We start from the raw sequence: 13,607 nt of genomic DNA on the forward strand, positions 1-13,607 counted from the left end.
TGAAGAGCGCGGCGGCTGTCTCTCCAGCCGAGCGATATTTTGCCGGAGTTTAGATTTATGACGTGTTGGGAGGTCCTCGGCATTACGCCGACCAACAACCGCGAGAAGATCGAACAGGCCTACCAGTCGCAGCGGAAATTCGCCGACGGGGAGGCTCAACAGCAACTGGACGACGCCTATCGGCAGGCTCTCCGCGAGGCGGGTTTTGCGGTTGAACCGCCCGCGTCAGAGCCGGCGCCCGAACCCGGGCCGACCGCAAAAGAGGCGTCAGAGCAACCCCTGAGCGGTCGTGATCAGCAGGTCGTGAGGGAAGTGGTGATCCAGGTGGAAGCCATGCTGAACGATGACCAGCGCCGCAAGGATGCCAACCTGTGGCGGGCGATCCTGACCGAGCCTCCGGCGGATCAGGACGCCATCCGGGAAGCGGTCAGCGATGCGCTCTACCCACGCCTGCGGCCGATGCTCGATGATGGCTCCCTGCCGCAACCGGTACTCGCATTCCTGTCCCAGTGGTTTGGCTGGGAGGAAGTGGATCAGTCGCTAGTGAGCGAGGACCGCGAGGTCAGTGATCCTTTCCACGAGCCGGGGCGGGAAGGGGGCGCTGAGTCCGGGAATGAGTCGCCGCCCGCCCGTGAAAAGCGCCAGCCCATGCCCAACTTCCTGCCGGCGGTAATCGGCTGGATCGCCGGACTGGTGATCCTGACCAGTATTTTCAGCCACTTGTTGGGCAACTGACTCTTTACCCGAAACCGTTTTTTTGTCCCGCCTGATCCGGGTCAACGCCTGCCATTGCCTCGTGTGGTGGCAGGCGTAGCCTGCCGGAAAAGCCAAAGCCTACGAACAGTGAGGATCGAGCGTGCAAGCATTTTCATTACTGGATCTGTCACCCATCACCGAGGGTGGCTCCGCGCGTCAGGCGCTGCTGAATTCCAGAGCCCTGGCCCAACACGCCGAAGCGGGCGGCTACGGACGTTACTGGATGGCCGAGCACCACAACATGACCGGCATCGCCAGCGCCGCCACCGCGGTAGCGCTGGGCTTTGTCGCCGAAGGCACCCAGTCGATCCGCATTGCCGCCGGTGGCGTCATGCTCCCGAACCACTCGCCGCTGGTGATCGCTGAGCAGTTCGGCACGCTGGCGTCGCTCTATCCCGACCGGGTCGATCTGGGGCTTGGACGCGCACCGGGCACCGACGGGCCGACCATGATGGCGCTGCGCCGGGACCATATGCAGGCCGCCAACGAATTCCCGCGGGAGGTACAGGAACTGCTGCATTATTTCGGCCCCGAACAGCCCGGCCAGCGGGTCAGGGCGGTACCCGGAATGGGGCTGGATGTGCCGGTCTGGCTGCTCGGCTCCAGCCTGTTCAGCGCTCAACTCGCCGCGGAACTGGGGCTGCCGTTTGCCTTTGCCTCACACTTCGCGCCCGACATGCTGGGCGACGCCCTGCGGGTTTATCGGGAGCGCTTCAAGCCGTCCCGCTATCTGGATGCGCCTTATGCCGCGGCCGGGGTGAACGTCTTCGCCGCCGATTCCGACGCCGAGGCGCAACGCCTGATGACGTCCCTCCAGCAGCAGTTCATCGCCTTGCGCCGGGGCACGCCGGGACCGCTGAAAGCGCCGGTGGATGATCTGGCAACGGTCGCCACTGAATTCGAGCGGCAGCAGGTGAAGCAGGCTCTCGCGGAGACGGCGGTTGGTTCGCCGGAAACCGTGCGCCTCTGGCTGGAGCAGTTCATCGATCGAACACGGGTGGATGAGGTGATCGTGACCGGCCAGATCCACGATCACGAGGCGCGCCTGAAATCGTTTGGTCTGGCGGCGGAGATCCTGCGGGACCTGGTGCACTGACGCCAACGGCTTTATAGCGTCAGGAGGTGCCCTGCCGCACCAGCCGGGACAGGTCCTCGACCATGGCGTCCCGGGTCATGCCTGGCCTGAGCAGCAGTCGGACTTCGCCGGCCTGGTCGAAGACGTAGATCGCACTGCTGTGGGAGACGTCGTAGTTGCCCTGTTCGTCGGCATCACCGTAGCCGAACGTGGTGCGATAACGTTTGGCCAGCGTCCGCAGTGTAGGCTCGGGGCCGGTCAGCCCGACGATCCGGTCACCAAAGAAGTGGACGTACTGATCCAGGCGTTGGGGGGTATCCCGTTTGGGATCGACGCTGACGAAAAGGGCGGTGAGGTCATCGCGCAGATCGGTCGGCATGGCCGTCATTACCCGGTTCAGCTCGGCCAGGGTGGTGGGGCAGACGTCCGGACATGAGGTGTAGCCGAAGAACAGCAGACGCACCTGGCCGTCGTAATCCGTCTGGGTCACCGTCTGGCCGTTGGTGTCCCGCAATTCGAACGCGAGGTCCGGCATAACACCGCTGATGTCCTTGCCGTTGAACGGCGCCTGGGTGTCCTGGCAGGCCGAGAGCAACAATGCGAGCCCGCCGATCAGCGTGCGTGCAAGAATCCGTCTAGACATGGGAAACCTCTTGCGGGGACGCCGCCCGGGACCGTTTCGGGTCCTGCATGATGCGACGCAGGATGAGCAGAATACCGACGATGCTCATCATCGCCGGAGGAATCCAGGTCAGCAGGCCGCCCAGCAACTGATCCGTGGCCGGCGCCAGGGGCCAGGCCCGGCCGCACACTTCGTAGACGTCGTACAGCGGCTCGCGGGCAAACACGATCACCGCGCCGAGCACCAACTGGGGCAGGGCAACCAGTACCATCAACAGGATTCGCCGACCGAAGCCCAGCACCCGCCCGGCGGCCGGTTGCCGTGGATCCAGCATCAACCACCAGAACAGCAGGCCGTCCAGCAGCATGCTCCAGTTCATGATCCAGTACAGCTGGCGATCGAGCATGGCGTCAAAATGTACCGGGGGCCACAGCCACAGATAGATCAATCCCACGAACAGGAAGGCCGCGATGGCCGGTTGCTGCAGGATCCGGTAAACCCAGCCGAGTGGCTTGAGGGCGCGGCGGGCCGCGTCCGGCACAAAACCGTACCAGTAGCGGATGATGGGGAGTGGATTGGACAGGGCAATCAGGAACGGCCCCAAATGATGCAGGATCAGATGTTGGCCGCGATGGACGAAGAACATGTATTGGGCGTAGTAATCGAACCGCGTCTGCATGACCGCATAACACGCCAGCACGCCGACCAGGAACGCGCCGATGCGCCAGGGACCGGGGCGTTCACCGGCAGGCAGTCGTGCCAGCGCCAGGCCATACAGGCCAAGGACGCACGCGTAGGCCAGGATGGTAACCGGTGAGACGTCGTAGGGAAGCAGCGAAGCGGCCCAGGTCATTGATTCGGTGAAACTCCATACACGCCATGCTTCATTCCATCGTGGTGGAAATCCCGAAAAATGCAAGCGTTTTGGCCGAGGTCAAGAGGGGCTGAAAAAGGCCCTGGGACGCGTAACACAGTGCCGGGCAGGAGTGCTATGCTTATTCTGAGTTGCCTTGACTGGACTCTGAGACGACGGAATCCATTCGCAGAGGAGCGGTAGCATGTCGATCAGTGATCACGCCCTGCATATCGATTTTCCCGAATACAAAGACCTGATCCACGAACTCAGGCAGTCAGATGACCACTTCAAGAAGCTGAGCGACGAATACGACAAACTGGACAAGTCCATTCGCGGGCTTGAGTTCCGGGAAGTGCCCACCGACGATGCCCATTTCAACGAGATGAAGCTGGAGCGAGCCCAACTCAAGGACACGCTTTACTCAACCCTGTCGAAACGCAACGGCAGCTAGCCCGAGGCGGGCCGGGGCTTCCTTGAACCGCCCCGGCCCAGGCAAATCCGATTTACTGATACCGGCACTGGCCGGGGCGCAGACAGGCCCGGGTCCAGTCGTCATTCGCATCGGTCGTGGCCGGTGTCTGGCCGTTCGCACCGCTTGCCAGCGGTGACGGCAGGCTGCCCGGCACGTTCAGGCGCGCCATGATCGGGCGGATATGTGACTGGAAGTCGGCCAGCTTGTCCGCCGGCACTTTGGCGGACGTCGGGATCTTCGCCGTCAGCGGGTTCACCGGATGGTTCTTGATGTGGAACTCGAAGTGCAGGTGCGGGCCGGTCACCCGACCGGTGGCGCCGGACAGGGCAATTTTCTCGCCACGCTTCACCGCCTCGCCACGTTTGACCAAAATTTTGCTCAGGTGCAGGTAGCGGGTCTTGAAGGCGCCGCTGTGCTTGATATCGACGTACTTGCCGGCATAGGGGTGGTTGCCGATACGAGTCACGATACCGTCGCCGGTACTCATGACGGGCGTCCCGGAGGGCGCGGCCAGATCGACCCCGTTGTGCGGTGCGCGGCGTCCGGTGACCGGATGCAGGCGGTAAGGGTCGAACGGTGAACTGACCCGGAAGTGACGCCGTGTCGGGTAGCGCAGGAACGCCGGCGTCACGCTCTCGCCGGTCTCGTCGTAATAGTTGCCGTCATCGTAGAGAAAAGCGTAGTAAGTCTTTGATCCGCGGTTGAGTTCGATGCCGTCGATGCGGGTGTTCCCGGTCGCACCTGTATCGGTCATTTCCTGGCCGACGATCACTGAAAAGGTATCCCCGGCACGCAGGTCACGGCGGAAGTTGAGCTTACCCTTGAGCAGCTGGCTGACCTGCACCACCTGACCTTTGTCCAGGCCGGCACTGATGCCGGAGGTGTAGAAACTGCCGTGAATGTCGCCGTGGAACAGTTGGCTGTCCCAATGCAGCGGTTTGGTGTGCTGTTGATGCTCGAAGGCGCCGTCGTCGGTTCGGACGTAAGACACGGTCCGGGCAGCATCCAGCTGTAGATCAATGCTTTGCAGAACATTATTGCTGTCAAACGTGAAGTTCAGAGCCGTTCCGGGGCGGAGGGTTTCCAGGTCCAGAAACTCGGCATCGGCCTCCAGTAGTTTGTGCAGCGTATTGGCTGAGATGTCCTGCTTGTCGAGGATCTCACTCAACGTATCGCCGGACTTGATCTCGTAGTGAGTTGGCAACGGCTTGTCCGGCACCGAGAAACGGTTCCCGTCTTCGGCATTCGCCTGGGACGCGGTGAGGGCGTCGTCCGCCGGCGCGGGACTGGAGGCCTTCTCGGCGGAGGCTGTCTCCTGGTCGGGTTTATGGACGATGGTGACGGGGACGGAAATAGCGCTTGAGGATTCCGGGCGCCAGAAAAAGGCCGTCGCCAAAAGGGCGACCGCAACAGTCATGAGTATCGGGCGTCCGCGACGGGCAAAAATACGTGCAGTGGACATGAAACCAGTCGGAATTGGGGGTTAACAGACGGCAGGAGCGTAGATAACAAGGCTCCGGCCCCATTCAAACGCGCTAGGATACCTGCTCCGTCAAGTGTGAAACAGTTACGGATATGACAACGGCAATCGTCTCTTCGGGAATCCACAATGATTCCGGCAATCGGGCCAAAAATATAATAGGGAGCTAAGTAATTAAGAAAAAGGACGGGTAGCCCGATGAAAGAGACCGATGACGTCATATCCGAAGACCGACCCTGCGATGCGTCTGTCGCGCCAGGGAGTCTAGTGCCGAAAAGCCCGGCGTCGGAAAGCCGACCGATCCAGACCGGCAAAGGGTTCCTGAAAGCCGATGTGTTCGTCTACATGCACGAAGGAACGCCAGTCATCTGCAAGGACTACCAGCGTTATCGTGGCAGTTGGCTGGCCTGGCCGGCGCGCCTGCTGGTGTGGCGTGAAGCACGTATCCTGCGACAGCTGCAGGACTGGCCCCATTCACCCAAACTGATCGGCTGTATGGGGTCACTGGGGCTGCTGATGGAATACGTGCCCGGCGAGCTGCTCAGCAACCTGGCCGGCACCGGCGATCCGATGCACTTCTCCCAACTGATGCTTGCCCTGGGCTCGCTGCACAGTCAATCGATCACCCACAACGACGTACGCGGTACCAACGTCATTGTCAGCGGCGGCCGGGTGGTGCTGATCGATTTCGCCTCCGCGGTGCGCGTGCGCGGGCCGGGTCGCTTCCTACTGGCTCCGTTGCGCCGCAGCGACATGTCCAACGCCCTCAAGTACAAGACCCGTATCACCGGCCAGGCGCCCACCGAGGAGGAAGCCCGTCGCTACCAGAAACCACGCTGGATTGCGGTTGTGCAGCGCCTCTGGAAGAAAAAACTCTTGCCCTGGTTCAAACGTCATTTGCGCTGAATGATCCGGCGCCGGTTGTTGAAATGACCCGCCTTGATATCAAAACGGTGATGGTATCTGACCAAAATCGCTATTAGCCCATATGGCTTGAGCCGGTTAAGGTAGGCGGATCATCCGCGAGGGAAACAACCAATGACCGAACTGAAGTTGGGTCTTGTCGGTTTCGGCAAGATCGCCCGGGATCAGCATCTGCCCGCACTGGAACGTAACCCGTCGATGGAGTTATGCGCCATTGCCAGCCCCAGCAGCACGCAGGACGCACTGCCGCAATTCCAGTCGATGGAAGCCATGCTCGACGCCATGCCCGAACTGCAGGCGGTTGCCCTGTGCGTGCCGCCGGCGGTTCGCTATCAACTGGCCTCGGAGGCCCTGGCCCGGGGGCTGCATGTGCTTCTGGAAAAGCCCCCCGGCGCGACCTTGCACGAGGTGGAGCTGCTGTCCCGTCAGGCTGAAGCGGCCGGCGTGACGCTGTTCGCCACTTGGCACTCCCGCTTCGCGCCGGCGGTCGGTCCGGCCCGGGAATGGCTCACCGGCCGCACCGTCCGGCATGTGGACGTGCACTGGAAGGAAGACGTACGCGTTTGGCACCCGGGGCAGGACTGGATCTGGGAGCCCGGCGGTATGGGCGTGTTCGACCCGGGTATCAACGGCCTGTCGATCGTCACAGCGGTGCTGGATCACCCATTCGTGTTGCGGGATGCCCGGCTGCATGTGCCGGAGAACTGCCAGACGCCTATCGCCGCGGATCTCGTATTCCAGGCCGGTGGCGACACCGAGATGCACGCCGCCTTCGATTTTCGCCAGACCGGTCCTCAGCTCTGGGACATTCACGTCCACACCGATGACGGCAAGCTGACCCTGTCCGCCGGCGGCAGCCAGATGTGGGTGGATGGCGAGCTGATATTCGAGGCGCCGGAACGGGAATACGAAGGGATCTACGAGCGGTTTGCCGCGCTGGTCGCAGACAATCGCAGCGATGTGGACGTCACGCCATTGCGCCTGGTGTCCGACGCCTTCCTGCTGGGGCGCCGGGAGCACGTGGACGCGTTCATCGAATGAATCAGACCGGCCCTGACGCCAGGATGTCGCGCAGCGTGGACATGAGCGCGGCGGCACCTGGCGACAGGTGTTTGTCGCGTAACGTCACCAGGCCGTAAGGCTGTACCTTGATCGGCTCGCCGAACGGCAGGATCTGGAAGCGCTCCGGCGCGCACAACATTTCCGCAACCTGCCGCGTGGTGACGGTCAGTGTGTCGGACTTGGCCACCAGGGCCAGCGAGACCAGGAAGTCCGGGGTATCCACGATGTAGCGCGGCGGATCGACACCGTGGTGCAGGAACAGGTTGTCGACACGCTGGCGGAGCAGGGCACCAGGCGGTTGTAACGTCCAGGGGAAGGTGGTCAGTGCGCTCATGTCCAGGTCCGGCGACGCCAGCAGCGGGTGCCCGTCGCGGCAGACAATGCAGATTTCCTCCTCGCCAATTTCCTCGAAATGGAAACGCTCCGCGGTAAAACCTTCCGGAATCCGACTCAGCACGAAATCGAACTCGCCTTCGATCAGACGGGGTACCAGCCGTTTGCTCACGTCCACGTCGATCCGCACCTTGAGTCCCGGCAGCTCCCGGTGAACCCGTTCCACCGCGCTGGTCAGCAGCGTCACCGCGGGCGCCATCACCGATCCCACCGCCACCATCCCGGCGTTGCCCTGGCGCATGGCGTTGATTTCCTCGCCGGTGTGGGTGAGCTGGGACAGGATGCTGCGGGCGTGGCGAATCATGATCTCGCCGTACCAGTTGGGGGTCATGCCGCGCGGGTGGCGTTCGAACAGCACCACGTCGAGCTGATCCTCCAGGTCGTTGAGCAGCTTGGACGCCGCCGGCTGGTTCATGGAGAGGCTCTCGGCGGCCCGGTGCAGATTGCGGTGTTCGTCCAGCGCCATGAACAGCTGCAGGTGGCGCAGTTTCAAACGGGCGCGGAGGAACCAGTCGTTGGGAAGTCTTGCCATGAATCGTTGCTCGCTCTTCGCGATACCGGCGACGCCGATACCATATTTGTTATTGGTTTGCCGACTATTCCGTATTAGTCGGTTATCGCTCCCTAGTCTAACGTGATGAAGCCTCGGGGCGTCCACCTCCGTCACTGGGCCCCAGGAAGCGATACGAAAAACAGACGGAACAACAACAGATTGCACCAAGCAATCGTCTGCAGGAGCAAAATCATGACATGGAAAACAATAACCGCCTCCCTGGCCATGGCCGCTGCGGTGGTTCCGACCGCCCAGGCGGCTAACGCCAGCGCTATGGATCGCGTCGAACACGCGGTCTTCGGAACCTTGCCCGATGGCCGTACCGCTGATCTTTACCGCATCACCAACAGCAATGGGCTGGTGATGGAGGTGACCAACTACGGTGGCATCATCGTTTCGCTGAAAACGCCGGATCGTGACGGCGAGCTGGGTGACATCGTTCTCGGCTTTGCCGACCTGGACGGTTATCTGTCCGAGGCGTACCGCAAGGCCAACCCGTATTTCGGCGCGCTGATCGGCCGCTACGGCAATCGCATCGCCGGTGGTCGTTTCACCCTCAATGGCGAAACCTATGACCTGGCAACCAACAACGGCCCCAACCACCTGCACGGCGGTGACCGCGGCTTCAACCGGGTGCTGTGGCAGGCCGAGCCGTTCCAGGAGTCCGGACAGGCCGGGCTGGTGCTGAGCTACACCAGTGCCGATGGCGAAGAGGGCTACCCGGGTAAGCTGGACGTTACGGTGACCTATGCGCTGACCGACGCCAACGAGCTGGCCATCGAGTACCAGGCGGAGACCACCGAGCCGACGCCGGTGAACCTGACCCAGCACTCGTACTTCAACCTGCGGGGCGAGGGGCACGAATCCATCCTGGGCCATCAGCTACAGATCCATGCCGATCGCTTCACGCCGGTGGACGACACACTCATCCCCACGGGCGAGCAGCGGCCGGTAGCTGGCACACCGTTCGATTTCCGTGAGCCCACGGCCATTGGTGCGCGCATCAACGATGACAATACCCAGCTCGACTATGGCCAGGGCTACGATCATAACTTCGTGCTGTCCGGCGAGCCTGGCGAGGATGGGTTGCGGCCCGCCGCCCGCCTGGAGGATCGCGCCAGCGGCCGGGTGGTGGAGATTGCCTCCAGCGAGCCGGGCATCCAGTTCTACAGCGGCAACTTCCTGGACGGCAGCCTGACCGGCAAATCGGGGCAGCCCTATGTTCACCGCTCCGGCCTGGCGCTGGAGACCCAGCACTTTCCGGATTCCCCCAATCAGGACGGCTTCCCCAGTACGCTCGTGACGCCGGATGAGCCATACCGTTCACGCACCGTCTACCGTTTTTCCAACGACTGATTGCAGTCGGTCCGGTGCCATCGGCCAGGGCAGTTGGCCGGCGGCACCGCTCCCCGTTTCCCGGTGGCGCCAGTTTTATCTCCCGATGTCAGGTTTATCTTCCGACGTAAGGTCTATCTCACAAAAGTCCATGTCCGGAGAAACCGTCGCAAGCGCGGCCACCAGAACTCCGATGCCTTCCACCAGCGGGTAGCGGCCGAAATCAGTACTGATAACAAAAATGATATCGGAAATAGCCAAATTTGGGATTTGTAGGTTATCGCTGCTCACCCTATCGTGGAACCGTCTTCATTCTGCACAGTGACGTGCAATCCTTCGAAACAACAACAAGAGGCCCAACGGGCTCACAGGAGACATCAATGCAATGCCTTCGTAACCTCAAGGCGCTGGCGGTTGCCGCCGGTATCGCGTGCCTGCCTTTCCATTCCGCCCATGCCGCCCAGGACGTCAAGATCGGTTTCATCGTCAAGAAGCCGGAGCAGGCCTGGTTCATCAACGAACAGCAGGCTGCCACTCAGCTCGGCGAAAAACAGGGCTTCGACGTGGTGCGGCTCTCGGGCGTCGATGGCCAGGAAGTACTGTCCGCCATTGACAACCTCAACTCCCAGGGGGCTCAGGGGTTTGTGATCTGCCCGCCTGACGTGCGTCTGGGGACCGTGATCATGCGTCGCGCCGAACAGTACGGTATGAAAGTGGTCACCGTGGACGATCGCTTCGTCGACGCCGAAGGCGACCCGATCGAGGCCGTTCCGCATCTGGGTATGTCCGGTTACAAGATCGGCGAGCAGGTGGGCAATGCCATCGCCAGGGAGATCGAGGCGCGAGGCTGGAACATGGACGACGTGGCCGCCCTGCGCATCACCAATTACGAGCTGCCTACCGCCAAGGAACGCACCGACGGCGCGACCGACGCGTTGCTCAAGGCCGGCTTCAGTAAGGAGCACATCTTCGACGCCCCCCAGCAGAACACCGACACCAGCAGCGCCTTTGCCGCTGCCTCGCCGGTGTTCTCCAAGCGCGGTGAGTACAAACACTGGGTGATCTACGCGCTGAACGAGGAAAGCGTGCTGGGTGGTGTGCGCGCCAGCGAGCAGTACGGGTTGACTGCCGAAGACGTGATCGGTGTCGGCATCAACGGCTCCGGCGCCGCCTTTGCCGAGTTCTCCCGCGAGAAGCCGACCGGCTTCTACGGCACGGTGGCCGTCAGCTCCACCATGCACGGTCGTCAGACCGCCGAGAACCTTTACCAGTGGATCATCGACGGCGACAAGCCGCCGGCCAATACCGAAACCACCGGTAAGCTGATGACCCGTGACAACTGGAAGCAGGTCAAGCAGAACCTGAACCTGTAACGACGGAGAGGCGGCCTGCGCAGGCCGCCGATTCCGGCATTCCAGCACAACGGGAGTAACAGCCATGTCTGAACCGTATCTTCGGTTTGACGGAATTTCGGTGGAGTTCCCTGGCGTCAAGGCTCTGGACCGCGTGTCCTTCTCGGCCCAGGCCGGGGAAGTCCACGCCCTGATGGGCGAAAACGGCGCCGGGAAATCGACCCTGCTCAAGGTGCTCAGCGGCGTTAACCGGGTGTCGGCCGGCGCGCTCTGGATCGATGGCCAGCGCCATGTCTTCGCCAACGAACGCGAAGCCCTCGCCGAGGGCATCGCCATCATCTACCAGGAACTGACCCTGTCGCCCAACCTGTCGGTGGCGGAAAACCTGCTGCTCGGGCAATTGCCGCAGCGGCGCGGGTTCATTGACCGCCAGGCGCTCTACGCGGACGCGGTGCGGGTGCTCAAGGAACTGGGTGAGGAAACCATTGATCCAGCCACCCGGGTGCGTGACCTGTCCATCGGTCAGCAGCAGATGATCGAGATTGGTCGGGCGCTGCTGCGGGACGCCCGGATCATCGCCTTCGACGAGCCCACCAGCAGCCTGTCGGTGCAGGAGATCCGTAACCTGAAACGGATCGTCGCCCGCCTGCGGGATGAGGGCAAAGTGGTGCTCTACGTCACCCACCGCATGGATGAAGTCTTCGAGATGTGCGACGCCCTGACCGTGTTCCGCGACGGTCGGCACATCAATACGCATCCGGACCTGGAGCACATCAGCCACGACATGCTGGTCAGCGAAATGGTCGGACGCGAGATCGAGGACGTTTACGGCTATCGTTCCCGTGAGCACGGCCCGCCCATGCTGGAAGTCAAAGACCTGAAAGGGCCCGGCGTTCGGGAACCCGCCAGTTTCTCGGTGAACCAGGGGGAGGTGTTCGGCTTCTTCGGGTTGGTCGGGGCCGGGCGCAGCGAGCTGTTGCGGCTGGTGTGCGGTGCCGAGCAACCGGAGGCGGGCACGATTCGCTACAAGGGCCGCGACTGTCGCTTCGACAGCCCGCGCAAGGCGATTCATGCCGGCATCGCCATGTGCCCGGAGGACCGCAAGTCCCAGGGTATCTTTGCCATCGCCAGCGTCGCGGACAACATCAACATCAGCTGCCGGCGTTTTTTTGCCCGCTGGAAACTGTTCCGCCACCGCTCGCGGGAGACCGACAACGCCCACGATTACATCCGTCGCCTGAGCATCAAGACGCCGGGGCCGGATGCGCCCATCGGCAACCTGTCCGGCGGCAATCAGCAAAAAGCCATCCTGGCACGCTGGCTGGCCGAGGAAATCGACGTGTTCGTCATGGATGAGCCCACTCGCGGCATCGACGTCGGCGCCCGCCGTGACATCTATTCGCTGCTTTACGACCTGGCCGACAACGGCAAGAGCGTGGTGGTGATCTCCAGCGACCTGGCGGAGGTCAGCTCTATTTGCGACCGCATCGGCGTGATGCGCGACGGCCGGGTAGTGGACGTAGTGGAGCGGGCTCAGGCGACGCCGGAGCGGCTGCTGGGCCTGGCTTTGCCGGCCTGAACAACGATAAGAGAGAGAAAACGATTATGGCTACGGAAAAACTGGCGCAGTCCGCGGCGGGCTTCGCCACAGGTAAGGGGGGTGTCCGGCTGCCTCGGGTCATGCGGTCGCTGATGGATTCGTCGGGGCTGATTGCCGTCTTTATTCTCCTGTTCATCGGGCTGTCGGTGGCGGTGCCGGACTTCCTGACCGGGCGTAACATCGTTGGCCTGCTGCTGTCGGTGACCCTGATCGGCACCATCGCCACCACCATGATGATGGTCTTGGCGCTGGGGGAAGTGGACCTGTCGGTGGCGTCTATCGTTGCATTTACCGGTGTCGTGGCGGCGGTGATCACCTCTACCTCGGGCAGCGTCTTCATCGGCGTGACCGTGGGTATCCTCGCCGGCGGCGCGGTGGGGGCTTTCAACGGCTTCGTGGTGGCCCGCTTCGGGGTCAACTCGCTGATTGCGACGCTGGCGGCGATGGAGTTCGTGCGCGGGCTGGCTTACATCACCTCCGGCGGTGACGCGGTGATGATCACCGTACCGGCGTTCTTCGACCTGGGAAGCTACTCTTTCCTGGGGCTGACCCTGCCGGTCTGGGCGATGATTGCCTGTTTCGTGATCTTCGGGGTGTTGCTTAACGCCACGGCCTTCGGGCGCAATGTCCTGGCCACCGGTGGCAACGCCGAGGCGGCGAACCTGGCGGGCGTCAACGTGCGGCGCCTTAAAATCACGGTGTTTGCCCTGCAGGGCATCGTCGCCGGTGTGGCCGGGGTGCTGCTGTGCTCACGCATGGGGCTGGGCGATCCCAACACCTCGCTGGGCCTGGAGCTGGCGGTGATTTCCGCCTGTGTGCTGGGCGGGGTCTCGCTGTCGGGCGGGGTGGCGTCGATCACCGGTGTGCTGGTCGGCGTTTTGATCATGGGCTGCGTGCAGAACGCCATGGGTCTGCTCAACGTGCCGACGTTCTATCAGTACCTGGTGCGCGGGGCGATCCTGCTGCTGGCGGTGCTGTTCGACCGCTGGAAGCAGTCGCGACGGACACGGGTCGTCTAGACCGGCAACACTGGTCAGATAGGATCACCGGAAACGAAAGAAAGCAGGCCGAGGCCTGCTTTCTCTGTATCGGAGTACTGCAAAGAGTATCGGCAGTACCGACCGTAT

General features: G+C 62.5%; 13 protein-coding genes. 9 read left to right on the top strand and 4 right to left on the bottom strand.

The features are described 5' to 3' along the window. Positions 1 to 57 precede the first annotated feature (57 nt). Positions 58 to 735 carry a J domain-containing protein gene (locus GQB00_RS02425; RefSeq protein WP_165855094.1) on the top strand — a complete coding sequence of 226 codons (678 nt, stop codon included), beginning with the start codon at positions 58 to 60 and terminating at the stop codon, positions 733 to 735. Between the two features lie 121 nt (positions 736 to 856). Continuing rightward, positions 857 to 1,852 carry an LLM class flavin-dependent oxidoreductase gene (locus tag GQB00_RS02430; RefSeq protein WP_165855095.1) on the top strand — a complete coding sequence of 332 codons (996 nt, stop codon included), beginning with the start codon at positions 857 to 859 and terminating at the stop codon, positions 1,850 to 1,852. A gap of 19 nt (positions 1,853 to 1,871) precedes the next feature. Here the strand turns inward: GQB00_RS02430 and GQB00_RS02435 are convergent, their stop codons facing one another. Together GQB00_RS02435 and GQB00_RS02440 are read right to left on the bottom strand one after the other, a co-directional pair. After that, positions 1,872 to 2,474, bottom strand: a complete 603-nt coding sequence (locus GQB00_RS02435; protein ID WP_165855096.1) for an SCO family protein — start codon at positions 2,472 to 2,474, stop codon at positions 1,872 to 1,874. After that, a complete protein-coding gene (locus tag GQB00_RS02440; protein ID WP_111496282.1) occupies positions 2,467 to 3,306 on the bottom strand; it encodes a cytochrome c oxidase assembly protein in 840 nt (279 codons plus the stop codon). Before GQB00_RS02440 ends, GQB00_RS02435 begins: the two co-directional genes overlap by 8 nt. A gap of 205 nt (positions 3,307 to 3,511) precedes the next feature. Between GQB00_RS02440 and GQB00_RS02445 the strand changes: the two genes are divergently transcribed. After that, complete coding sequence (locus GQB00_RS02445) at positions 3,512 to 3,760, top strand: YdcH family protein (RefSeq protein ID WP_111496281.1); 249 nt, start codon at positions 3,512 to 3,514, stop codon at positions 3,758 to 3,760. A 52-nt stretch (positions 3,761 to 3,812) separates the two neighbouring features. Here GQB00_RS02445 and GQB00_RS02450 read toward each other — a convergent pair whose 3' ends face one another. Then, positions 3,813 to 5,198 carry a peptidoglycan DD-metalloendopeptidase family protein gene (locus GQB00_RS02450; RefSeq protein WP_228160570.1) on the bottom strand — a complete coding sequence of 462 codons (1,386 nt, stop codon included), beginning with the start codon at positions 5,196 to 5,198 and terminating at the stop codon, positions 3,813 to 3,815. Between the two features lie 261 nt (positions 5,199 to 5,459). Between GQB00_RS02450 and GQB00_RS02455 the strand changes: the two genes are divergently transcribed. Together GQB00_RS02455 and GQB00_RS02460 are read left to right on the top strand one after the other, a co-directional pair. Beyond that, a complete protein-coding gene (locus GQB00_RS02455) occupies positions 5,460 to 6,167 on the top strand; it encodes an RIO1 family regulatory kinase/ATPase (protein ID WP_165855097.1) in 708 nt (235 codons plus the stop codon). A gap of 132 nt (positions 6,168 to 6,299) precedes the next feature. After that, on the top strand, positions 6,300 to 7,226 hold the full coding sequence (locus GQB00_RS02460; protein ID WP_165855098.1) for a Gfo/Idh/MocA family protein: 927 nt from the start codon (positions 6,300 to 6,302) through the stop codon (positions 7,224 to 7,226). Position 7,227: 1 nt separating this feature from the next. Here GQB00_RS02460 and GQB00_RS02465 read toward each other — a convergent pair whose 3' ends face one another. Beyond that, on the bottom strand, positions 7,228 to 8,172 hold the full coding sequence (locus GQB00_RS02465) for a LysR substrate-binding domain-containing protein (RefSeq protein WP_111496277.1): 945 nt from the start codon (positions 8,170 to 8,172) through the stop codon (positions 7,228 to 7,230). A 213-nt stretch (positions 8,173 to 8,385) separates the two neighbouring features. On the opposite strand from GQB00_RS02465, the gene GQB00_RS02470 reads away from it, so the two are divergent. The 4 genes from GQB00_RS02470 to araH all read left to right on the top strand — a co-directional run bounded on the left by GQB00_RS02470 (position 8,386) and on the right by araH (position 13,499). Continuing rightward, positions 8,386 to 9,549: an aldose epimerase family protein gene (locus tag GQB00_RS02470; RefSeq protein ID WP_165855099.1), complete on the top strand. Its 1,164-nt coding sequence runs from the start codon at positions 8,386 to 8,388 to the stop codon at positions 9,547 to 9,549. Between the two features lie 359 nt (positions 9,550 to 9,908). Next, a complete protein-coding gene (locus GQB00_RS02475) occupies positions 9,909 to 10,901 on the top strand; it encodes an arabinose ABC transporter substrate-binding protein (protein ID WP_165855100.1) in 993 nt (330 codons plus the stop codon). 64 nt (positions 10,902 to 10,965) lie between these two features. Then, positions 10,966 to 12,459 carry an L-arabinose ABC transporter ATP-binding protein AraG gene (araG, locus tag GQB00_RS02480; RefSeq protein ID WP_165855101.1) on the top strand — a complete coding sequence of 498 codons (1,494 nt, stop codon included), beginning with the start codon at positions 10,966 to 10,968 and terminating at the stop codon, positions 12,457 to 12,459. Between the two features lie 26 nt (positions 12,460 to 12,485). Continuing rightward, positions 12,486 to 13,499, top strand: a complete 1,014-nt coding sequence (araH, locus tag GQB00_RS02485; RefSeq protein ID WP_165855102.1) for an L-arabinose ABC transporter permease AraH — start codon at positions 12,486 to 12,488, stop codon at positions 13,497 to 13,499. Positions 13,500 to 13,607: the final 108 nt, after the last annotated feature.

The organism is Marinobacter sp. JSM 1782161 (assembly GCF_011421605.1).
Taxonomy (GTDB): Bacteria; Pseudomonadota; Gammaproteobacteria; order Pseudomonadales; family Oleiphilaceae; genus Marinobacter_A; species Marinobacter_A bohaiensis.